We start from the raw sequence: 21,910 nt of genomic DNA on the forward strand, positions 1-21,910 counted from the left end.
TAGAAGATTCACTTTATACTTCGTCTGAATACGTTTCGTTCATATTTTTCTTTTTCATCACAAGTTCATCAGCATAAATTTCTTCAAGCGCTTTGCCAACGAATTTATGTGACTCATATGAATGTAGCACTTCTGATCCTTTGTTTTCCTGCATATAACGTGCACGTTTAGCGGCAACACTAACGAGCGAGTATTTTGAATCAATTTTCGTCAATAAGTTATCAATGGATGGATATAACATTAATTTTCACCTTCTAGCATAATTTGATAGCGATGTTGCACGCGTTCACGGCGACAATGCTCTGCTTCAATAATCGATTGGATGCGGCTGCACGCCCGGTCGACTTCATCATTTTCAACGACATAGTCATATAATTCCATCAGTTCAATTTCTTTTCTTGCCTGATCCATCCGGCCACGGATTACATCATCTGTCTCTGTGCCACGATTAATAATCCGGCTGTGCAGCTCGGAAAGGCTTGGCGGTGCAAGAAAAATAAACAGTCCTTCCGGAAACTTTTCTCTTACTTGACGAGCACCTTCCACTTCGATTTCAAGAAAAATATCGGTTCCTGCATCAAGTGTTGCGCGCACATAATCAACCGGTGTTCCATAATAGTTTCCAACAAATTCAGCATATTCCAACAGCTTTCCAGCTGCAATAAGCTGTTCAAATTCCTCACGGGATTTAAAAAAGTAATCGACCCCATCGACTTCTCCTTCACGCGGCTTGCGTGTCGTCATCGAAATTGAATAGTCGAACTTTACATCGTCCCTTGAAAAAATTGCTTTTCGCACCGTCCCTTTTCCAACACCTGATGGCCCGGATAATACGATCAGCAAACCTTTTTCTTTCACTTCTTTCACATTCCTTCCTCTGCATCTTCCTCTTTCAATACAGCACGGTTCGCCACCGTTTCTGGCTGAACGGCGGATAAAACAATATGATTGCTATCCGTAATGATAACTGCACGCGTCCGGCGGCCAAATGTCGCATCGACGAGATTTCCCCGTTCACGTGAATCTTGAACAAGCCGTTTGATCGGTGCCGATTCCGGGCTAACGATTGCCACAATCCGCTCTGCCGAGACGACACTGCCGAAACCAATATTGATTAACTGCATCGTCCACATTCCCCTTTGTTATTCTTATCCGTTCTTGCATACTTGATGTATTATATCATATTTTCTCCCACTATCACTTAAAAAATAAGCGAACTACAAATTTACGTATTTATCTATTCCATGATATGATTGATAAATATGTTCGTTTGAAAAGGGAGTATGACTTATGGCATTTGATGGACTATTTACGAAGGCTATGGTGGAAGAATTGAACGAAGCGCTCACAGGCGGACGCGTCAATAAAATTCACCAGCCTTATAAAAATGAAACGATTATGGTTATTCGGGCACGCGGAAAAAACAACAAGCTTTTACTATCTGCACATCCATCTTACGCACGTGTGCAATTGACAGATATGGTGCAAGACAACCCATCCGAACCACCGCTTTTTTGTGTTATGATGCGTAAACATTTAGATGGAGCGATTTTAGAAAATATCCAGCAAAACGGCCTTGATCGGACGATTATGTTTGAATTTAAAGGCAAAAATGAAATCGGAGATATTTCATACAAACAGCTGTACGTGGAAATAATGGGCCGCCATAGTAACATCATTCTCGTTGATAAAGAAAAAGGTACGATAATTGACAGTATTAAACACATACCACCAGCGCAGAATAGCTACCGAACCATTTTGCCTGGATCACTTTACGTAAACCCGCCAGCTCAAAACAAAAAAAATCCACTTACCGCTGATACAGAAACAGTCTTGCAGTCTATTGATTTTAATACCGGTAAAATTGGAAAACAACTCGTTGCTTCATTTGAAGGATTATCCCCACTCATTAGCAATGAAGTCGTTGCGTGTGCTGGTCTCGCCAACCGCGAAACGATTCCGGATTCATTTGTTAAAACGATGAAACCGATTCTTGAAAAAAAATATACGCCCATTATGATTGATAGTGGTGATAAAACGTATTTTTATATGATCGATTTATCCCATTTAAAAGGTGAACGAACGAAACTTGATACATTGTCCATGCTTCTGGACCGTTATTATTTCGGCAAAGCGGAACGTGACCGTGTCCGCCAGCAAGGAAATGACCTCGAGCGTTTAATCAGTAATGAACTTCAAAAAAACCGTTCAAAAATACACAAGCTCGAACGGACTCTTAAAGAAGCGGAAAATGCCAGTGTATATCAGCGTCTTGGCGAATTGCTAACAGCAAACTTGTATGCAGTAAAAAAAGGCATGAGTGAGATACAAGTGCTCAATTATTATGATGAAGCAAGCTCCATGATTACGATCTCGCTTGATCCACGCAAAAATCCCGCGGACAACGCACAAAAATACTTTTCACGCTATCAAAAAGCAAAAAATGCGCTCAGCGTCGTTCAGGAACAGATCACGAAAACGAATGATGAAATCCACTATTTTGAAGCTTTGTTGCAGCAGCTTGAATCCGCATCACCACGGGATATCGAAGAAATTCGCGAAGAACTCGCTGAAGAAGGTTACATTAAAGCACGTCATGTGAAAAAGAAAAAGAAACCTGAAAAACCAGTGATCGAAGAATATGTATCATCCGACGGTACACTCATACACGCTGGCAAAAATAATCGACAAAACGATTATTTAACGAATAAAGTGGCAAGACGTGATGATATATGGCTCCACACCAAAGACATTCCAGGCTCACACATCGTTATCCAATCAGCCGAACCGTCAGACGAAACTATTTTGGAAGCCGCAATCATTGCCGCCTACTACAGCAAAGCGAAAGAATCTTCTTCCGTGCCTGTTGATTATACGAAAGTGCGCCACGTCAAAAAACCATCCGGTGCTAAACCCGGCTTCGTTATTTACGATCAGCAGCACACCGTTTACGTGACACCTGACGAAGGTAAAGTGATGGAGATGAGGAAATAAACAAAAGGAACTTTCCACTCATTGTCGGAAAGTTCCTTTTGTTTTATCTTATTTTGTACCCCATGCATCAGGATTTTGTTTCCATTGTTTTAATGTTTCAATGTCGCTAGCTTCTACATATTCTTTTTCCGCTGCAACTTCAATCAGTGCATCATAGTCGCTCAGCGAAGCTGCTTGTATTCGAGCTTCCGCAAGTCGAGAATCTCCTTTTGGCAATCCATATGTAAAGATCGCTGCAACACCAAGCACATCACAACCTGCTTCACGCAACGCTTCTGCCGCTGTAATCGCACTGCCGCCTGTTGAGATTAAATCTTCAATAACGACAACTTTCGCACCTTCTGCAATTTTACCCTCAATTTGGTTGCCTTTTCCGTGTTCTTTCGCTTTGGAACGAACGTAACACATTGGCAAGTTTAACACGTCTGATACCCATGCAGCATGCGGGATACCAGCCGTTGCTGTTCCTGCGAGAATTTCCGCTTCTGGGTAGTTCTTCTTAATTAATTCGGCTAATCCTTTAGCAATTTTTTGACGCGTTTCTGGATAAGACAACGTCAAACGGTTATCGCAATATATTGGTGACTTCATGCCAGAAGACCATGTAAATGGATCATTGGGCTGCAAATATACCGCACGAATTTTCAATAATTCTTCTGCAATTTCTTTTTTCATGTTAAGATCGTCCCTCCCACAATGCTTTCACTTGATGATAGGCAGCGACTGGATCGTCTGCTTTCGTAATCGGACGGCCTACAACGATCATAGTGGAACCTATTTCGCGTGCTTCCCTTGGATCAGCAATTCGCTGCTGATCATCCACATTCCCATCTTTCAGGCGGATGCCCGGTGTTACTTTATAAAAACTTTCACCGCACGCATCTCGAATGGCTGATGCTTCAAGAACTGAGCAGACAACACCATCGCAGCCTGCTTCTTCCGCCTTTTTCGCATAATGAAGAACGGACTTATGGAGTGGTACAGAAATTAACTGATCAGCTTGCATGGCTTCTTCTGATGTAGAAGTCAACTGTGTCACTGCCAGCAAAACTGGACGTTTGCCGTTAATAGACCCTTCATCCAGTCCCGCACGCGCCGCCGCCATCATTTGAACACCTCCTGCTGCATGAACGTTAATCATGTCCACGCCGAGTGATGCAAGTCCTTTCATCGCCTGGTGTACTGTATTTGGAATATCATGCAATTTTAAATCAAGGAAAATACGATGATTCATTTCTTTTAATCGTTCAATAATAAACGGGCCATTTTGCAAATAAAGCTCCATACCGACTTTGACGTACAGTTGTTCTTGATCAAAAAGGGCAAGAAATTGTTCTGTTTGCTCCCATGAAGGGAAATCAAGTGCAATAATTGGTTCTTTCTCCATTACTTCCAGCTCCGCCCCTTCAGTTCGCTAATATGATCTACGTTATGTGCTTCTAAATATTGATCTAACTGCTCAATCAATTCCGGACATATAAACGGATTGACAAAGTTCGCTGTGCCAACTGCGACTGCATCTGCACCTGCAAAATAAAATTCAATTATATCTTCTACACTTGAAATACCGCCCATGCCGATAATCGGCAAATTTGTGTTTTGGCTTACTTCGTAGACCATCCGAACAGCGACCGGTTTTACAGCAGGACCCGATAATCCACCTGTACGATTTGATAATATTGGACGCGCCGTTTTTAAATCAATGCGCATACCGATTAATGTATTAATCATTGTAAGCCCATCTGCACCGCCATCTTCTACTGCCTTTGCCATTTCAACAATGTTCGTAACATTTGGCGAAAGCTTCACGTAAACAGGGACATCTGATACTTCCTTTACACGCTTCGTCAGCTCTTTCGCTGTTTCCGGGACGGTACCAAATGCGATGCCACCCGTTTTGACATTTGGACAGGATATGTTTAATTCAAGCGCATGAACATTATCCGCTTTGGAAATTTCTTTCGCGACCTGCACATAATCTTCCGTCTGTGATCCGGCTACGTTCGCAATAATCGGAACATCAAATTGTTTCAACCAATCAAGTTCATTTGCGATGACTTTTTCAAGACCCGGGTTTTGAAGACCGATCGCATTGAGCATGCCCGCCGGTGTTTCTGCGACACGCGGCGTTGCATTGCCGTAGCGTGGTTCTTCTGTTGTTGCTTTAATCATGATTGCGCCAAGAGAGCTTAAATCATATAGATGGCTGAATTCACGGCCAAATCCAAAGCAGCCTGATGCTGGCATAATGGGATTTTTTAACGAAAGACCGGGAAGCTCAATATTTAATCTGTTCAAAGCGCTACCTCCCCGGCTAAAAACACAGGGCCATCGCTGCAAACTTTCAAATATGCAGTTCCCGATTCATCTTCTTTCGGATGACACACACAAGCGAAGCAAGCACCAATCCCACAGCCCATTCGCTCTTCAAGCGAAATGTAACCGCTAGGGGCTGCATGAAGCTGCTCAACTGCTTTTAACATGACTGTTGGACCGCACGAATAAAAAATATCCGCTTTTAACCCGTGATTATTCACAATATCTGTGACAAATCCTTGCTCACCGAGTGAGCCGTCTACTGTGGATACATATGTATCGCCAAGTGATATAAATTGCTCTGTATAAAACGCTGCTTCTTTATTTTGAAAGCCAAGTACATGAATTGTTTTGACCCCATTTGCATTTAAACGGCGCGATAATTCATACAGAGGAGGAACACCGATACCTCCTCCAATTAAAAGCGCTGTTTGCCCTGGTTGTGCTTCCTCAACTGGAAAACCATGACCGAGTGGACCGAGTACGTCAACAAAGTCGCCTGTACGTTTTTTCGCAAGTGCCTTCGTACCTGTCCCCTCTGCCCGGTAAATCATCGTAAATTCCTGTTTTTCCTGTTCAATGCGGGCAATGCTAATTGGGCGACGCAAGAGCGGAATCATTTCTTCTCCTGCTTTCAAATGAACGAACTGACCTGGTTCGTTCATTTGATCAACAAGTGTACCTTGCAATGTCATTTCATAAATATTATGGGCGATTTCCGTTTGGTTTGTTACGGTCATCAACTCTTTTTGAATCATAAATCAGCCGCCTCCAATGCCGGTTTTGGCATTGCTTCCGCGTTAAAGATCATCGATTCAAGTACTTGTAAAATCGCATCGGCTGTATCCAGTGATGTTAAGCAAGGAATACCATTTTCAACCGTTTCACGGCGAATTCGGAAACCGTCACGCGCCGGTTGCTTGCCTCTTGTGAGCGTATTAATGATAAATTGTGCTTGTCCGCTGCGGATTAAATCGAGCATATCAGGACCTTTCGCGCCAATTTTCGATACCGTTTCAACCGGTACACCGGATTCACGCAAGTAGTTCGCCGTGCCATATGTCGCAAGCAGCTGAAAACCAATGTTGTGAAAGCGTTTTGCAAGTGCAAGTGCTTCGCCTTTGTCTTTATCCGCTACAGTTAACAGGACAGCGCCTTTTACTGGAATTTTCATACCAGATGCCACAAGGCCTTTGTACAAAGCTTTTTCAAGCGTATCATCTTTCCCCATTACTTCGCCTGTCGATTTCATTTCAGGACCGAGCGTTGTATCAACGCGGCGCAATTTAGCAAATGAGAATACCGGTACTTTCACATAGACGCCTTCTTTTTCAGGTACAAGACCTGTCTCATAGCCCATTTCTTTCAATGATTGTCCCATAATGGCTTTTGTAGCAACATTCGCCATTGGAACATTTGTAATTTTGCTCAAAAATGGAACAGTACGACTTGAGCGTGGGTTCACTTCGATAACAAATATATCGCCTTTAGAGATGACGTATTGAATATTTAATAGACCGATAATATTCAAACCTTTTGCGAGTCTCACTGTGTAATCAATGATTTGTGCTTTTTGATCTTCTGTTAATTTTTGTGGTGGATAGACTGCAATGGAGTCGCCTGAATGAACACCAGCACGCTCAATGTGCTCCATGATACCTGGAATGACAACATCTGTACCATCCGAGATTGCATCGACTTCGATTTCTTGACCTGTTAAATAACGATCAATCAATACTGGATGTTCCGGGTTAATCTTCACTGCATTTGTCATGTATTGAAGAAGTTCTGCTTCTTTATAGACGATTTCCATCGCACGTCCACCGAGTACATAAGATGGGCGGACAAGAACCGGATAGCCAATGTTGTTCGCGATTTCAACCGCTGTCTCAACAGAGAACGCCGTTTTACCGAGCGGCTGCCGCACATCAAGTTCCTGCAATGCTTGCTCAAATTTATCGCGGTTTTCAGCACGGTCTACGTCTTCTAGGCTCGTACCAAGAATTTTTACACCATGTTCAACTAACTTATCGGCAAGATTGATCGCTGTCTGTCCGCCGAATTGTACGATAACGCCTTCCGGTTTTTCATGATCGATAATGTGCATCACATCTTCAATTGTCAGCGGCTCAAAGTATAGTTTATCGGAAATACTGAAGTCCGTTGAGACCGTTTCTGGGTTATTGTTAACAATGATTGCTTCGTAACCCGCTTCTTTTAACGCCCATACAGAGTGAACAGTGGCATAATCAAATTCAACACCCTGACCAATACGGATTGGACCTGAACCAAGAACAACAACGGATTTACGTTCGGTCACGATTGATTCGTTTTCTTCTTCATACGTACCATAATAATACGGTGTTTCGGATTCAAATTCAGCGGCACACGTATCAACGGTTTTGAATACAGGCACGATGCCGTTTTCTTTGCGCCAGTCGTAAACTTCTTTCTCTGTTTTCGCCCACATTTTTGCGATTGTTTTGTCTGCAAAACCGAGCTCTTTCGCTTTTTTTGCCACAACGGCATCAAATGGATTCTTTTCTACCTCTTTTTCAAAACGAACGATGTTTTCAAATTTTTTCAAGAAAAACAGGTCAATCTGGCTCCATTCGTGAATGGTTTCAATCGTGATACCACGGCGTAATGCTTCACCTAGATAAAACAAACGCTCATCGCCTGCTTTACGAATACGTTTTTCAATAAAAGCATCCTCTTTATCTGCAAGTTCATCAAGTTCAAGATGAAAAACGCCGCTTTCAAGTGAACGTACTGCTTTTAACATGGATTCTTCAAAGGTACGACCGATGGCCATGACTTCGCCTGTTGCTTTCATTTGCGTGCCTAGTGTCCGGTTAGCATTTTCAAATTTATCAAATGGCCAGCGCGGAATTTTCGATACGATGTAATCAAGTGCAGGCTCAAAGCATGCGTACGTTTTTCCTGTAACTGGGTTCATCATTTCATCAAGTGTCAATCCGACCGCAATTTTTGCTGCAAGTTTGGCAATCGGATAGCCTGTTGCTTTTGACGCAAGAGCAGATGAACGGCTTACACGCGGATTCACTTCAATAATGTAATACTGAAAACTATATGGATCAAGTGCTAGCTGTACGTTACAGCCACCTTCAATACCTAGCGCACGAATGATTTTCAAAGACGTGTTACGAAGCATTTGATATTCACGGTCCGTCAATGTTTGGCTTGGCGCTACAACGATCGAGTCACCTGTATGAACGCCGACCGGATCGATGTTTTCCATGTTACATACAACAATGGCATTATCGCTTGAGTCACGCATCACTTCGTATTCAACTTCTTTAAAGCCGGCTATGCTTTTCTCAAGAAGACATTGCGTTACAGGGCTATGCTTCAATCCACTTGTAACAATTTCAATTAATTCTTCTTCGTTCTCGCAAATTCCCCCGCCTGTGCCACCGAGTGTATAAGCAGGGCGTACGATCACTGGATAGCCGACACGTTCAACAAATGTATATGCTTCTTCTAAATTATGAATGATATCACTGTCCGGTACTGGCTCATTTAAATCATTCATTAAGTTACGGAAAAGGTCTCGGTCTTCAGCTTGTTCAATCGCAGACAGTTTCGTCCCGAGTACTTCTACTTTATATTCTTCAAGCACGCCTGCATTTGCCAATTCAACCGCCATGTTCAAACCTGTCTGCCCGCCAAGTGTCGGCAAAATTGCGTCTGGACGTTCTTTTTGAATAATGCGGCTTACAAATTCAAGCGTGATTGGTTCGATATAGACAGCATCTGCAATTTCTGTATCCGTCATAATGGTTGCCGGATTCGAGTTAACAAGAATAACGCGATATCCTTCCTCTTTTAACGCAAGACATGCCTGCGTTCCTGCGTAGTCGAACTCTGCTGCCTGGCCGATTACAATTGGGCCGGAGCCAATGACAAGTATACTTTTAATATCTGTGCGTTTAGGCATTTTGTTTCTCCTTTGCAACGTTCTTTTTCATCATATCGATAAAACGGTCAAATAAAATATTGTCATCTTCCGGTCCCGGTGATGCTTCTGGATGATATTGAACCGTGAACGCTGGATATGTTTTATGAGCAAGTCCTTCAACTGTTCCATCGTTCAACGCAAGATGCGTCACTTTCAAGTCTGTGTTTTTAATCGTTTCTTCATCTACCGCATAGCCATGGTTTTGTGAAGTCAGCGCTGTTCGTCCCGTTTGTAAATCCTTAACCGGGTGGTTCGATCCGCGGTGACCAAATTTCATTTTAAATGTGTCCGCTCCTGATGCAAGCGCAAACAGCTGATGGCCTAGACAAATACCGAATACCGGCACTTTTCCGATCAAATATTTAACCGTTTCAATTGCATATGGCACATCTTTTGGATCACCAGGTCCGTTTGTCAACATAATACCATCTGGTTTGAACTGCATAATTTGTTCTCCTGTCGTATCATGCGGCACGACGGTGACATCACAGTCACGGTTGTTTAACTCGCGTAAAATGCCGTGCTTCATACCAAAATCAATGAGCACAACGCGGAATCCGCGGCCTGGACTTGGATAGGCAGATTTCGTTGACACCTGTGCCACCTGGTCTGTCGGCAATACAGTTGCCTGTAAACGGTGAACCACTTCTTCCGCATTTGCATCCGCAGAAACAATGGCACCTTTTAACGCACCATATTGACGAATAATACGTGTTAATTTACGTGTGTCGATGCCAGAAATGGCTGGAATGTCTTTCATTTTTAAATATTCATCAATTGAAAATTCACTTCTGAAATTAGAAGGAAAATCAGCTGCTTCTTTAACAACAAGTGCTTTTACCGCTGGTTGGATCGTTTCAAAATCGTCACGGTTTATGCCATAGTTTCCAATTAGCGGATATGTAAATGTGACAATTTGTCCGCAAAATGACGGATCAGATAATGTTTCCTGATAGCCTGTCATTCCTGTTGTAAAAACGACTTCGCCTGTAATATCTTTGTTGCTTCCAAACCCCTCACCAATAAATACTGTACCATCTTCTAAAATCAGCTGTTTTTTCATGATTGTTTCGTTCCTTCCTGCCATACAAGATTTCCTTCAAAAAATGTTGCTGTCGGCCACCCAGTTAACTTGCGGCCTGTAAATGGCGTGTTTTTCCCTTTAGATAAAAATGTTGCTGGATCTACTTCTTTTTCTGTCTCAAGGTCAATAACTGTAATATCTGCCACAGCCCCTACTTCTAAACGGCCAAATGGCAAATTAAATGTTTCAGATGGCTTGATCGTCATCCAATCAACAAGTTGTTTCAATGTCATCACATTTTTTTGCACTAGTTCTGTATATAGAAGCGGGAATGCTGTTTCAAACCCTGTAATGCCGAATGGTGCTTTTTGAATACCGGCTGCTTTTTCTTCTGCTGTATGAGGTGCATGATCCGTTGCGATGAAATCGATTGTCCCGTCAAGCAGTCCTCCGATTAACGCCTCTTTATCTGCGGATGAACGCAGTGGTGGATTCATTTTAAAATTGGGATCTTGACCTGGAATATCGAGATCTGTTAGCACGAGATGATGCGGTGATACTTCTCCTGTCACACGAATGCCAGCTTTTTTCGCATCGCGGATGACACGTACCGATTCTTTAGTGCTCACATGACAGACGTGATAGTGACAGTTTGCTGCTTCAGCAAGCAATACATCACGAGCAATTTGCACCGACTCACAGATCGCAGGAATACCTGGAATGCCTTCACGTTTCGAATATTCTCCTTCATGAACGGCACCACCATAGATTAAACTGTTATCTTCGCAGTGTGCAACGATCGCCATGTCAATCGCTGCTGCTTTTTTCATTGCTGCATGCATCATGCCTGCTTCTTGAACGCCCACGCCATCATCTGTATACGCAAATGCGCCGTTTTCTTTTAATGGGGAGAAGTCAACCAGTTCTTTTCCAGCTTGGCGAATCGTAATCGATGCATATGGTAATACGCGAATATGCGCTTTTTCGTCGATTAGGTTGTTCACTTTTTGGATGTTTTCTACTGTATCGGGCACAGGGCGTGTGTTTGGCATGGCAGCAATTGTCGTAAATCCGCCTTTTGCTGCGGCCATTGTACCTGAATCGATCGTTTCTTTATGCTCACCGCCCGGCTCCCGCAAATGAACGTGCAGATCAACAAGTCCTGGTGCAACGAGGCTGCCGCCTGCATCGATCACTTCTTCATTAGATGCTGTAAGAGCTGTTCCAATTTCAGCAATTTTACCGTCTTGAATACGAATATCCGCACTCAATAATTCACCAATTTCGTTTAAGATTTGTCCATTTTTAATTAACCAGCTCATCTGACAGTCTCCCTTCAAGTACTTCTTTTAATACGGCCATACGTACATATACCCCATTTTCCATCTGTTTAAATATACGCGATCGTTCGCATTCAACCAAGCTATCCGCAATTTCTGCGTCGCGGTTTACCGGTGCTGGATGCATAATAATACTTCCATCTTTCATGCGGCGCTCCCGCTCTTCTGTCAACCCAAAGCGAAGGTGATATTCTTCTTTCGTCATCGTAGACGCCACTTGATGCCGTTCATGCTGAATGCGCAAAAGCATAAGTACATCTACCTGCTCGATCAGTTTGTCGATTTCAACAAATCCGCTCGATTTCATAAACTCCTCTTCAAACCATTCCGGTGGTCCTGAAAATTTCACATTTGCGCCAAGTCTTTGCAATGCTTCTGCATTCGAACGAGCGACACGGCTATGACGTATGTCACCGACAATGCCAATGTTCAAACCTTCAAACGAACCAAATTCCTGTTGAATAGTGAGCAGGTCAAGTAAACATTGTGTCGGATGCTGACCGCAACCGTCGCCTGCGTTAATAACTGGAATGTTAATATGACCGACAAGTTCATCATAATACGCATCTTCTTCGTGACGGATAACAACTGCATTTACACCTATTGCTTCCATTGTGCGCACTGTATCATAGAGTGTTTCCCCTTTTAAAACGCTCGAGCTGCCGACATCAAATGGAATGACATTAAGCCCCATTTTTCGTTCTGCCATTTCAAAACTTGTTTTCGTTCTCGTACTTGCTTCAAAAAACAAATTTGCGACAAATAATTTTTCATTTGGCGACCATACTTCGCCTTCCGCAAATTTCTGTGCCTGCATTAATATTAACAAAATTTCATCTTTATGCAAATCTCTAATTGAAACTATATTTTTCATCATCGATTCCCGCCTCCGTTTTCATGAAAAAAACACCCTCAAGAACGGGGTGTTTTTTCGTCTTTACAGCATAACGAAGCTGTACTGCACAAATGTGCAGAACGATTTCACCCTTAAATGCCTCTCGTGCATTTTTAAAAGGTTGTCAATGTTCATAAAGCCTCTCAGGACTTTCATTTAACATTCATCTTTATTCATATATACTAATACGATCAAATTCATCTACTTCTTCAAGTGTAACGACAATACGTTCACTTTTTGCCGTCGGGATATTTTTACCGATGTAGTCGGCCCGAATCGGTAATTCCCGGTGACCTCTGTCAACAAGCGCCGCCATTTGAATATGCGATGGCCTTCCGATGTCCATAATGGCATCCATCGCCGCTCGTACGGTCCTTCCTGTATACAGCACATCATCCGCTAAAATAACGGTTTTACCATTGATATCAACTGGAATATCTGATCCTCTCACTTCTGGATCGTGACTTTTCATTTCATGCGTCAAGTCATCACGATAGAGCGTAATATCAAGCTCACCAACTGGAATGTGCAGCCCTTCTATTTGAAAAATACGTTCTGCCAGCCGCTTTGCAACATAAATACCTCTTGTTTTAATCCCGATTAATACACAGTTGTCAATGCCCTTATTCCGCTCAATGATCTCATGTGCAATTCTCGTCAATGCCCTATGAATTGCTTGCTGATCCAGCACTACTGCTTTTTCCACAAAAAAAGCCTCCTCACCCGTGATAGTGAGAAGGCATACTGATCCCATGATGCGGTATTACATATGCCGCATTTTATCCGATCCCTTCCCAGCCTCTCGGGACTGTTCTTAAAGGTTCTTATTCAACTGCATTTATTTTAACGATAATCGCACAGATTGTCAATTATTTTTCTTCAGTTCAATAAGAATGTCGTCAAATTCTTTTGGAGCAGGTGCTTCAAACTCCATATATTCACCTGTACGGGGATGAACAAACCCAAGAATACCAGCATGAAGCGCCTGTCCATCAAGGTCGAGCGTTTTTTTCGGTCCATATTTAGGATCACCTGCTAGGGGGAAACCAATATATTTCATATGTACGCGAATTTGATGTGTACGCCCTGTTTCAAGTTCACATTCAACGAGCGTAAAGTCTTCAAATCGCTCGATCACATGAAAGTGAGTGACCGCGGCTTTTCCCGTATCAACGACCGCCATTTTTTGACGATCTTTCGGGTCACGGCCGATTGGTGCTTCAATTGTGCCGAAATCATGTGGAATCACACCATGCACAACAGCTTTATATTTTCTTGTGACTGATTTGTCAACGAGTTGATTGACAAGCTTTTCATGCGCCATATCGTTTTTCGCGACCATTAATAGTCCGGACGTATCTTTATCAATCCGATGGACAATCCCTGGGCGCATAACACCATTGATGCCCGACAAATCTTTACAGTGAAACATTAACCCATTCACAAGCGTACCGCTCACATGGCCAGGTGCGGGATGGACAACCATGCCGCTCGGTTTATTCACAATAATAACATCCGCATCCTCATAATACACATCGAGGTGTAAATCTTCTGCTTCAATTTTCAATTCTGCTGGCTCCGGAATATGAATCGTCACTTCATCACCAGCGACGGCTTTATAGTTTGCTTTTACAGGCTTACCGTTGACGAGTACATACCCTTCCTTCAACCAATCCTGCACTTGTGTCCTTGAAAACTGTTCATCTTGTGCCGCGGCTAATTTATCAATCCGGCTGCCGCTTTCTTCTTCCATTACGGTAAAATTTATATTTCCCACTTTATTCCCTCTTCCTTTTTTGATCTTCAATAAACATAGCGCCAAATAATAAAAGGACACCTATCGTTAGTGCTGCATCCGCGATGTTAAAAATCGGAAAATGGTAGCCAAAAATAAACGTCTGTATGAAATCAACGACTTCACCGCGAAACAACCGGTCAATAAAATTACCAATCGCACCACCAAGCAAAATTGCGAGCGATGTTTTCATTAATGGTTTTCCTTTTGCCTCTGTCTGCATAAAATACACAAGTGCCACGACGACCACTGCGGTAATGATATAGAATAGCCAGAATTGGCCTTCAAGCATCCCCCATGCCGCACCTCGATTTCGATGAGATGTTATATGAAAGATATCGTTCATCACTTTTACACTTTCGCCCATTTCCATTGATGCAACAATAAGCCACTTCGTCCATTGATCTAATAAGATTACTAACAGTGTCAATACGTAATACATCTATACGTTCCTCCATCTGCCTGGATAACGGTGAAAAGAGGCTAGCGGTTGCTAACCTCTTTTTCTTATCCTTTAATTTAATTCTGGATAATGCTCATCTACAACCTTAGCACAGCGCAGGCAAAGTGTTGAATATGCTGAATCCTGTCCAACTTCTTCCGTCACCGTCCAACAGCGTTCACACGTTTCACCGGACGCTTTCTCAATGACAACAGATGCTGTATCAAGCTTCACTGCATCGTCTGGTGCCTCTGCTTTAGAACCGGCTACTTCAAATCCAGATACGATAAACAATTGTTTCAAATCTTCCTGAATAGATGCAAGAAGGTCCGTTACATCACTGTCAGCGTATAAACGTACGTGTGCTGTAAGTGATTTACCAATCACTTTCTCATTACGCGCTTTTTCCAGCGCTTTTAACACATCGTCACGTACATTCATAAATGCTGTCCATTTCACTGTTAAGCTTGCTGCATCCGCAATCTCTTGATACTCCGGCATATCTGTCAATTGAACATATTGTTCTGTTGCGCCCGGTACTTCTGCCCATACTTCATCTGCTGTATGCGGCAAAATTGGTGAAAGAAGTTTTGCAAGAGCTGTTAACGTTTCATAAAGAACCGTTTGAATTGCTCGGCGCTCCGATTGATTTTCCGCTTCGATATAAAGAACGTCTTTAGCAAAATCTAGATAGAACGAACTCATATCTACCGTAAAGAAATTATTAATTGCATGATAAATAGCTGCGAATTCATAGTTTTCATAATAGCTGCGGACATTTTTAATTAATTCATTTAATTTCACAAGCATAAATTGATCAACTTCACGCAAGTTTTCATACGAAACAGCATGCTGTGTGGGATCAAATCCATCAAGGTTTCCAAGCAGGAAACGGAATGTATTGCGGATCTTCCGATATACTTCTGTAACCTGTTTCAAAATGGCATCAGATACACGCACATCCGCCTGAAAGTCAACAGAAGCTACCCATAAACGTAAAATATCCGCCCCCAGCTGGTCCATCACTTTTGATGGGATCACCGTATTTCCTAGTGATTTGCTCATTTTACGGCCTTCGCCATCAAGCGCAAATCCGTGGCTAAGAACACCTTTATATGGCGCTTTTCCTGTTACAGCCACACCCGTAATGAGAGATGAATTAAACCATCCCCGATATTGATCTGATCCTTCCAAATAAAGATCGGCTGGACGCTGTGCATCATCGCGAAGTTCAAGAACAGCTTGATGAGATGAACCTGAGTCAAACCAAACATCCATAATATCATTTTCCTTCGTAAACTCACCATTCGGGCTGCCTGGATGTGTAAAACCTTCTGGCAATAAATCTTTTGTTTCACGCTTAAACCAGATGTTAGAGCCATGTTTACGGAACAGATCGGATACATGAGCGATTGTTTCATCTGTAATGATAGGATCACCGTTTTCTGCATAGAACACAGGTATTGGCACACCCCACGCGCGTTGGCGGGAAATACACCAGTCGCCTCGGTCACGGATCATATTAAATAGACGCGTTTCACCCCATGATGGTACCCATTTCGTTTCTTTAACAGCTTCTAATAATTCTGGACGGAATGCATCAATTGACGCAAACCATTGGGCTGTCGCACGGTAAATAACCGGTTTTTTCGTCCGCCAGTCATGTGGGTATGAATGTGTAATAAATTCCATGCTCAAAAGCGCACCAACTTCTGTAAGCTTTTCAGTGATCACTTTGTTTGCTTTGTCATAGAAAAGACCTTCAAAACCCGGTGCTTCTTCTGTCATCACACCGCGGTCATTCACTGGGCAAAGAACATCAAGACCGTATTTTTTACCAATGATAAAGTCATCTTCTCCATGTCCAGGTGCTGTATGAACGCATCCTGTACCGGAATCGGTTGTCACGTGTTCGCCGAGCATAACGAGTGAATCACGATCGTAAATCGGGTGAGCAGCCACAATGTTCTCCAACTCTTCCCCTTTGATCATTTTTTCCTTCGTGTAGGAGCTCCAGCCAATTTTCTCGGCTACTTCTTCAAGAAGAGCTTCCACCACGACAAAACGATCGCCGCCTGTGTTTACAACAGCATAAGACAAGTCCGGATGAACTGCGATTCCAAGGTTTGCTGGAATCGTCCACGGTGTTGTCGTCCAAATAATTATTTTCGTGCCTTCTTCAAGTACACCATTGCCTTGTTTTACGTTAAACGCCACATAAATGGATGCGGATTTTTTATCTTGGTATTCAATTTCAGCTTCAGCAAGTGCTGATTCAGATGAAGGTGACCAGTAAACAGGTTTCAGCCCTTTATAAATATAGCCTTTCTTCGCCATTTCACCGAATACTTTAATTTGCTGAGCTTCATATTCTGGCTTCAACGTAATGTATGGATTTTCCCAATCACCGCGAACGCCAAGACGTTTAAACTGTATACGTTGACTGTCAATTTGTTTATAAGCATAGTCTTCACAAAGTTGGCGGAACTGGGCCACTGTCATTTCTTTTCGATTCACACCCGAGTTTGTCAATGCCTGTTCAATTGGCAAACCATGTGTATCCCAGCCTGGAATATAAGGTGCATAATAACCGCTCATTGATTTAAAGCGGACAATAAAGTCTTTCAATATTTTATTCAGCGCATGTCCGATATGAATGTCGCCGTTTGCATAAGGAGGGCCATCATGTAAAACAAACATCGGACGGTCTTTCGTACGATCAAGCACTTGCTTGTAAATATCTGTTTCATTCCATGCTTTTTGCATATCTGGTTCACGTTTTGGCAAATTGCCTCGCATCGGGAATTCTGTTTTCGGCATTAGTAATGTCTCTTTATAATTCATATCCCATTCTCCTTTAAACTAAATGTAATAAATACAAAAAACCTTTTACATCCCCTAAATAAGGGACGAAAAAGGTTTCCGCGGTACCACCCTGATTGACAGCAACTACACTGTCCGCTCACCATCCGTAACGTGGATGAGCCGCTTGTCCGCTACTATTCGTTCACGAAAAGCACTCAAGGGTGATCTTCCGTCAACAATCAGCAGCCGGGCTTTCACCCTCCCCGGTTCGCTTCAACACTGATTTATGTAAACGTACTGTCCCCATCATCGTTTTTGCTTATATAGTTATTTGAATAAATCCATTATAGAAATGAAGCGGTCATCCGTCAAGTTTACATGTCGTCTTCGCTTAATTGCTCAATTTCATCCGTATCCACTTCAAAACCCATTAATGCATCCCAATCGTCGTTGCTCAATAAATCTAGCTGCGCTTCCATCAACATTTTAAATCGTGTCCGGAATACTTTTGACTGTTTTTTCAATTCTTCAATTTCAACTGCAATACGACGCGCCTTTGACAGAGACTCTTCAACAATACGATCCGCATTTTTTTCAGCTTCCCGCACGAGCAGTTTCGCTTCTTTTTGGGCATTGCGTTTCACATCTTCCGCTGTTTCCTGCGCAATGACAATCGATTTGTTTAATGTTTCTTCAATATTGGAAAAATAACTGAGCCGTTCCGTTTGTGAAGCAAGCTTTGTTTCCAATTCTTTTTTTTCACGAATAATGAGTTCATAATCTTTTATGATTTGGTTTAAATAATCATTCACTTCGTCCTCATCATATCCACGAAATGAACGTCCGAATTCTTTTTTATGTATGTCCAACGGCGTTAAGGGCATACAGTCACCTCCAAAGCGTTACATTAACAACTGTGTTTTATTATAAAGGTTTTTCCACTCTTTTGTATGGAAATTTCTTTATTTTCTTAATTTTATTTCAAAATGCCCAGTGTCAGGCGCCATTTTTCTTTTTTCGTTTGTCCATCAATCGATAATATTTTCATTCGTCCGCTACCACGCACAGACAATACATCTTGTTCTGCACATTCAAACGATGGATTGTCGACTGCTTTCCAATTTACCTTCACAGCACCGCTTTTAATTAGCTGCTGTGCTTTTTGCCTAGACATCGCAGGTAATGAAGCGATGACAGTATCTAAACGGATCGATGTGACCGTAACAGACTGTTCGTACCATCTTTCTATCGATTGAATGGCTTCCTGAAACAATTTTTCTTTCAACTTGACTGGTACTTTGCCAACATGTTCAAAATGCGTATCCATATAACTAGCTGTTTCTTTTACGACAAAAAGCTGAAAACGGCTGCCATCTGTCATAATGTCGCCAAACTTTTCCCGTTTCAATCCGAGCCCCATTAAACTGCCGAGAATCTGAGGATGGCTGATGGTTGAAAACTTTTCCGGATAATCAATTTCGTATAATACGACATCGTAATCCGTTACATCCGGCTCATAGTAATCCGGATGAATAAGAGCTCGCTTCCGTTCTGACGATTCCATACCACCAAAGAAAGATACTCGCACCTCTTCATCCGAACCGACTACAGACCGGATCATCTGCCTTTCACGCGGATCAAGAAATCCGGTCAACTTTGGTGCATACATTTCCGTCACTTGCTGTTTCCATTCTATCGCTTTATCAATAAACTCTTTTTCTTCCGGTCTGAAATGCTGATAAATTCCGCTCAATCTATTCTCTCCTTATACCCACTGTAACAGCTGCAACAGACCACTTTCCGCTAAACGCAGCACGATTAACGCAACGATAGGCGAAATGTCGAACATGCCAATAGCTGGGACAAAGCGGCGAAACGGTTCAAGATAAGGTTCACTGACCTTTGTTAAAAAGCGTCCGATAGCTGTATCACGTGCATTCGGAAACCACGACATCAAAATATAGGCGATCAACACCCATGAGTATAATTCTAGCGCTCTGTAAATAATAAAAATAATTGTATCCATTCGACTTATTGCCACCTCGTTTTATCATGATCGTTATTGTTAAATTGCGCAATACTTCCACTAATTTCAATGTTTTCAGGTGCGCAGAAAAAGATTTTTTCACCGATTTGCTGTATTTCTCCACCAATGGCATACACTGTACCGCCTAGAAAGTCAACAATACGGCGTGCCTGATCAGTTTGAATACGTTGCAAATTGACGATGACCGCTTTTTTCATTTTTAAATGATCAGCAATTTCCTGTGCTTCCGCGAAAATGCGCGGTTCAGCCATAATGACTTTTGCTGGCTTTTGCGCACTTTTCAAGCTGACAACATTCTTTTTCCCCGTTGTAGAATGCTCACGTTCTTCTTCGTATACATCTTCTTCCACCATGTCATAATCTTCTTCGTCTAAAAGAAAAAATGATTTAAATTTCGATTTCACTCCCACGGTTCCACCTCCGCTCTCATTCTTCACCAACAAGCGCTGTGCCAATCCGAACCATCGTTGCTCCTTCTTCAATTGCAATTTCAAAGTCGTTGCTCATACCCATTGAGAGCTCATTGCATGGTGCATATTCAAGTTGTAATGCCTGCACATGGCGTTTGCATTCCGCTAACCGGCGAAAACAGGCACGAAGTACTTCTCGATCTTCTGTAAGCGGTGCCATCGTCATCAATCCACACACACGCACATTTTTATATACAGCCAATGCTTCAATAAATGGAATAACCGCTTCCGGCTCTAAGCCATGTTTTGATTCTTCACCCGACACATTGACCTGTACAAAACAGTTTACCGTTTTATTCGTACGGCGGTCAATTTCTTTAGCGAGCGATTCACGGTCAAGCGAGTGAATATAGTCGACTTTATCAATGACTAATTTCACTTTTCTCGTTTGCAAAGAACCGATAAAATGCCACTTTGCTCGGTCACCGATCGCTTTATATTTCGCATTCAATCCTTCATCCCGGTTCTCACCAAGATCGATGATACCTGCTTCAACAGCTTCTTCTGCTCGTTTCACAGACACGTATTTCGTCACCGCAATGATTTTTATTTCATTAGGGTTCCGTCCCGCACGGTTTGCGGCCTTCTCAATACAATTTGTAATGGTTGCTAAATTTGCACTGACTCTCATCATTTCATTCCTTCCAGCCAATATAACTCATCATTCTGCCTGTATGACCTCCGTCACGCCGATAAGAAAAAAAATCGGGTGAACAGCTTGTACAAAGGCGTGTTATATAAATATTTTCTTCCAACACACCAGCTTTTAAAAAAATGTCCTTATTAAAGTTCTGCAATGAAAAATAAAATGTATCCGGTTCATCTGAATCGGGCAAAAATGACTTTATCTCATAATCGCTATACCATTTTTCCGCTTTATCTACGACCATCTTCCCCACTTTATAGCAATCTCCACAAATGGACGGCCCAATGACGACCTCGATATCTTCAAGTCTACTCCCTTGTTTTTCCCACTTTTCAATCATTGCAGAGCCAATGCCTCCAACTGATCCTTTCCAGCCAGCATGTGCTGAACCAATCCGTTTTGACGATTGGTCATAAAAATAAAGGGGCACACAGTCTGCATAGCAAAGCGTCAATAAAATGCCTTGGTCATTTGTATATAGACCATCTGTAGACGTAAGCGCACTATCATAATCAAGTGCGCCTCGTCCACCGTCTTCTTTTGATACTTGTTCAATATGCGTGCCATGTGTCTGATCACATCCGACCCACTGTCTTACCTGGATACCCATTTTATCTCCCATACGCATTCTATTCTGTTGAACAGCTAATGGGTCATCATTCACGTGAAATGCCATGTTTAATCCGTTAAAAGAACCTGAGCCCCCATGCTTTGATGTGAATCCGGCTGTTAATCCTGGGGACTTTTTCTCCCAACGTTCAATACGATACAGGCCATCTACTGATTTTTTAAAAGGTTCTACCATTATCTTCTCCTGCACATTTTCCTCTAGTGTACCACATCGGACCATTTTTCGTCATTGTTCATCTTCTCCTGTTGGTTTTTCACCATGACGAACTAAAATAACATCTCCACCAATTTTCACAATATTCATCCAAAAAATAGTGATTTCTTCTTCTTTACCGAATAAACCGAATTTTTTCCCACCTTGTTCAATAATCAAGGCAGAAATGGCTCCCGTGGCACTGTTTAATTCAATGTCTGAGAGCCTGCCGAGTTTTTTTCCATCTGTCACATTGACAATATCTTTTAATTGAAAATCAGAGATGCGCATGATCATGCCTCCTTTCTTTCATATGTATGTATCAAGACAA

Annotated in this window: 23 protein-coding genes and 1 other annotated feature; of the genes, 1 reads left to right on the forward strand and 22 read right to left on the reverse strand. The window is 42.3% G+C overall.

Annotated elements, in window-relative coordinates; all coding sequences use genetic code 11:
* Positions 1-13: 13 nt before the first annotated feature.
* The 3 genes from rpoZ to remA are packed head-to-tail and all read right to left on the reverse strand — an operon-like array spanning position 14 to position 1,124.
* The gene (gene rpoZ / locus BLL40_RS06275) at positions 14-241 is read right to left on the reverse strand and encodes a DNA-directed RNA polymerase subunit omega (protein WP_073711060.1); all 228 of its coding nucleotides are present in this window, start codon (positions 239-241) and stop codon (positions 14-16) included.
* A complete protein-coding gene (gene gmk / locus BLL40_RS06280; protein ID WP_073711257.1) occupies positions 241-858 on the reverse strand; it encodes a guanylate kinase in 618 nt (205 codons plus the stop codon). The genes rpoZ and gmk overlap by 1 nt, the downstream gene beginning before the upstream one ends.
* Positions 859-863: 5 nt before the next feature.
* Positions 864-1,124: an extracellular matrix/biofilm regulator RemA gene (gene remA, locus BLL40_RS06285; RefSeq protein ID WP_281247242.1), complete on the reverse strand. Its 261-nt coding sequence runs from the start codon at positions 1,122-1,124 to the stop codon at positions 864-866.
* Positions 1,125-1,290: 166 nt separating this feature from the next.
* Here remA and BLL40_RS06290 point away from each other — a divergent pair, with 166 nt between their 5' ends.
* Positions 1,291-2,994 (forward strand): Rqc2 family fibronectin-binding protein, encoded by a 1,704-nt coding sequence (locus BLL40_RS06290; RefSeq protein WP_073711062.1) that lies wholly within the window; start codon positions 1,291-1,293, stop codon positions 2,992-2,994.
* 48 nt (positions 2,995-3,042) lie between these two features.
* Here the strand turns inward: BLL40_RS06290 and pyrE are convergent, their stop codons facing one another.
* From pyrE to BLL40_RS06385, 19 genes are all read right to left on the reverse strand, one after another.
* A complete protein-coding gene (pyrE, locus tag BLL40_RS06295; protein WP_073711063.1) occupies positions 3,043-3,669 on the reverse strand; it encodes an orotate phosphoribosyltransferase in 627 nt (208 codons plus the stop codon).
* Position 3,670: 1 nt separating this feature from the next.
* Positions 3,671-4,381 carry an orotidine-5'-phosphate decarboxylase gene (gene pyrF, locus BLL40_RS06300; protein WP_073711064.1) on the reverse strand — a complete coding sequence of 237 codons (711 nt, stop codon included), beginning with the start codon at positions 4,379-4,381 and terminating at the stop codon, positions 3,671-3,673.
* Positions 4,381-5,292: a dihydroorotate dehydrogenase gene (locus tag BLL40_RS06305; protein ID WP_073711065.1), complete on the reverse strand. Its 912-nt coding sequence runs from the start codon at positions 5,290-5,292 to the stop codon at positions 4,381-4,383. The genes pyrF and BLL40_RS06305 overlap by 1 nt, the downstream gene beginning before the upstream one ends.
* Positions 5,289-6,068, reverse strand: coding sequence for a dihydroorotate dehydrogenase electron transfer subunit (locus BLL40_RS06310; protein ID WP_073711066.1), 780 nt, complete (start codon positions 6,066-6,068; stop codon positions 5,289-5,291). The genes BLL40_RS06305 and BLL40_RS06310 overlap by 4 nt, the downstream gene beginning before the upstream one ends.
* Positions 6,065-9,271, reverse strand: coding sequence for a carbamoyl-phosphate synthase large subunit (gene carB / locus BLL40_RS06315; protein WP_073711067.1), 3,207 nt, complete (start codon positions 9,269-9,271; stop codon positions 6,065-6,067). Before carB ends, BLL40_RS06310 begins: the two co-directional genes overlap by 4 nt.
* Positions 9,264-10,355: a carbamoyl phosphate synthase small subunit gene (locus BLL40_RS06320; RefSeq protein ID WP_143180092.1), complete on the reverse strand. Its 1,092-nt coding sequence runs from the start codon at positions 10,353-10,355 to the stop codon at positions 9,264-9,266. The genes carB and BLL40_RS06320 overlap by 8 nt, the downstream gene beginning before the upstream one ends.
* The gene (locus BLL40_RS06325; protein ID WP_073711068.1) at positions 10,352-11,638 is read right to left on the reverse strand and encodes a dihydroorotase; all 1,287 of its coding nucleotides are present in this window, start codon (positions 11,636-11,638) and stop codon (positions 10,352-10,354) included. The genes BLL40_RS06320 and BLL40_RS06325 overlap by 4 nt, the downstream gene beginning before the upstream one ends.
* Positions 11,622-12,530, reverse strand: coding sequence for an aspartate carbamoyltransferase catalytic subunit (locus tag BLL40_RS06330; RefSeq protein WP_073711258.1), 909 nt, complete (start codon positions 12,528-12,530; stop codon positions 11,622-11,624). Before BLL40_RS06330 ends, BLL40_RS06325 begins: the two co-directional genes overlap by 17 nt.
* A 190-nt stretch (positions 12,531-12,720) precedes the next feature.
* A complete protein-coding gene (pyrR, locus tag BLL40_RS06335) occupies positions 12,721-13,257 on the reverse strand; it encodes a bifunctional pyr operon transcriptional regulator/uracil phosphoribosyltransferase PyrR (RefSeq protein ID WP_073711069.1) in 537 nt (178 codons plus the stop codon).
* 159 nt (positions 13,258-13,416) lie between these two features.
* A complete protein-coding gene (locus BLL40_RS06340) occupies positions 13,417-14,304 on the reverse strand; it encodes an RluA family pseudouridine synthase (protein WP_073711259.1) in 888 nt (295 codons plus the stop codon).
* 25 nt (positions 14,305-14,329) lie between these two features.
* Positions 14,330-14,788 carry a signal peptidase II gene (lspA, locus tag BLL40_RS06345; RefSeq protein WP_073711070.1) on the reverse strand — a complete coding sequence of 153 codons (459 nt, stop codon included), beginning with the start codon at positions 14,786-14,788 and terminating at the stop codon, positions 14,330-14,332.
* Between the two features lie 72 nt (positions 14,789-14,860).
* Positions 14,861-17,632 (reverse strand): isoleucine--tRNA ligase, encoded by a 2,772-nt coding sequence (ileS, locus tag BLL40_RS06350; protein ID WP_073711071.1) that lies wholly within the window; start codon positions 17,630-17,632, stop codon positions 14,861-14,863.
* A gap of 58 nt (positions 17,633-17,690) precedes the next feature.
* Positions 17,691-17,912, reverse strand: a binding site (T-box leader).
* A gap of 55 nt (positions 17,913-17,967) precedes the next feature.
* Positions 17,968-18,477, reverse strand: coding sequence for a DivIVA domain-containing protein (locus BLL40_RS06355; RefSeq protein WP_073711072.1), 510 nt, complete (start codon positions 18,475-18,477; stop codon positions 17,968-17,970).
* A gap of 92 nt (positions 18,478-18,569) precedes the next feature.
* The gene (locus BLL40_RS06360) at positions 18,570-19,346 is read right to left on the reverse strand and encodes a YlmH family RNA-binding protein (protein WP_073711073.1); all 777 of its coding nucleotides are present in this window, start codon (positions 19,344-19,346) and stop codon (positions 18,570-18,572) included.
* Between the two features lie 12 nt (positions 19,347-19,358).
* On the reverse strand, positions 19,359-19,619 hold the full coding sequence (locus tag BLL40_RS06365; protein ID WP_073711074.1) for a YggT family protein: 261 nt from the start codon (positions 19,617-19,619) through the stop codon (positions 19,359-19,361).
* Between the two features lie 5 nt (positions 19,620-19,624).
* The gene (locus BLL40_RS06370; protein WP_073711075.1) at positions 19,625-20,050 is read right to left on the reverse strand and encodes a cell division protein SepF; all 426 of its coding nucleotides are present in this window, start codon (positions 20,048-20,050) and stop codon (positions 19,625-19,627) included.
* A 16-nt stretch (positions 20,051-20,066) separates the two neighbouring features.
* Positions 20,067-20,741 (reverse strand): YggS family pyridoxal phosphate-dependent enzyme, encoded by a 675-nt coding sequence (locus BLL40_RS06375; protein ID WP_073711260.1) that lies wholly within the window; start codon positions 20,739-20,741, stop codon positions 20,067-20,069.
* A 4-nt stretch (positions 20,742-20,745) separates the two neighbouring features.
* On the reverse strand, positions 20,746-21,561 hold the full coding sequence (pgeF, locus tag BLL40_RS06380) for a peptidoglycan editing factor PgeF (RefSeq protein ID WP_073711076.1): 816 nt from the start codon (positions 21,559-21,561) through the stop codon (positions 20,746-20,748).
* A gap of 51 nt (positions 21,562-21,612) precedes the next feature.
* Positions 21,613-21,873 (reverse strand): YlmC/YmxH family sporulation protein, encoded by a 261-nt coding sequence (locus BLL40_RS06385; protein ID WP_245797912.1) that lies wholly within the window; start codon positions 21,871-21,873, stop codon positions 21,613-21,615.
* Positions 21,874-21,910: the final 37 nt, after the last annotated feature.

Source organism: Domibacillus mangrovi, from assembly GCF_001906925.1.
GTDB classification, from domain to species: Bacteria; Bacillota; Bacilli; order Bacillales; family Domibacillaceae; genus Domibacillus; species Domibacillus mangrovi.

Coding starts and splice junctions, on each gene's coding strand:
- rpoZ (WP_073711060.1), bottom strand. CDS start 241: ATGTTATATCCATCCATTGATAACTTATTGACGAAAATTGATTCAAAA.
- remA (WP_281247242.1), bottom strand. CDS start 1,124: ATGCAGTTAATCAATATTGGTTTCGGCAGTGTCGTCTCGGCAGAGCGG.
- BLL40_RS06290 (WP_073711062.1), top strand. CDS start 1,291: ATGGCATTTGATGGACTATTTACGAAGGCTATGGTGGAAGAATTGAAC.
- pyrE (WP_073711063.1), bottom strand. CDS start 3,669: ATGAAAAAAGAAATTGCAGAAGAATTATTGAAAATTCGTGCGGTATAT.
- pyrF (WP_073711064.1), bottom strand. CDS start 4,381: ATGGAGAAAGAACCAATTATTGCACTTGATTTCCCTTCATGGGAGCAA.
- BLL40_RS06310 (WP_073711066.1), bottom strand. CDS start 6,068: ATGATTCAAAAAGAGTTGATGACCGTAACAAACCAAACGGAAATCGCC.
- carB (WP_073711067.1), bottom strand. CDS start 9,271: ATGCCTAAACGCACAGATATTAAAAGTATACTTGTCATTGGCTCCGGC.
- BLL40_RS06320 (WP_143180092.1), bottom strand. CDS start 10,355: ATGAAAAAACAGCTGATTTTAGAAGATGGTACAGTATTTATTGGTGAG.
- BLL40_RS06325 (WP_073711068.1), bottom strand. CDS start 11,638: ATGAGCTGGTTAATTAAAAATGGACAAATCTTAAACGAAATTGGTGAA.
- BLL40_RS06330 (WP_073711258.1), bottom strand. CDS start 12,530: ATGAAAAATATAGTTTCAATTAGAGATTTGCATAAAGATGAAATTTTG.
- BLL40_RS06340 (WP_073711259.1), bottom strand. CDS start 14,304: ATGGAAGAAGAAAGCGGCAGCCGGATTGATAAATTAGCCGCGGCACAA.
- lspA (WP_073711070.1), bottom strand. CDS start 14,788: ATGTATTACGTATTGACACTGTTAGTAATCTTATTAGATCAATGGACG.
- ileS (WP_073711071.1), bottom strand. CDS start 17,632: ATGAATTATAAAGAGACATTACTAATGCCGAAAACAGAATTCCCGATG.
- BLL40_RS06355 (WP_073711072.1), bottom strand. CDS start 18,477: ATGCCCTTAACGCCGTTGGACATACATAAAAAAGAATTCGGACGTTCA.
- BLL40_RS06365 (WP_073711074.1), bottom strand. CDS start 19,619: ATGGATACAATTATTTTTATTATTTACAGAGCGCTAGAATTATACTCA.
- BLL40_RS06375 (WP_073711260.1), bottom strand. CDS start 20,741: ATGAGAGTCAGTGCAAATTTAGCAACCATTACAAATTGTATTGAGAAG.
- pgeF (WP_073711076.1), bottom strand. CDS start 21,561: ATGGTAGAACCTTTTAAAAAATCAGTAGATGGCCTGTATCGTATTGAA.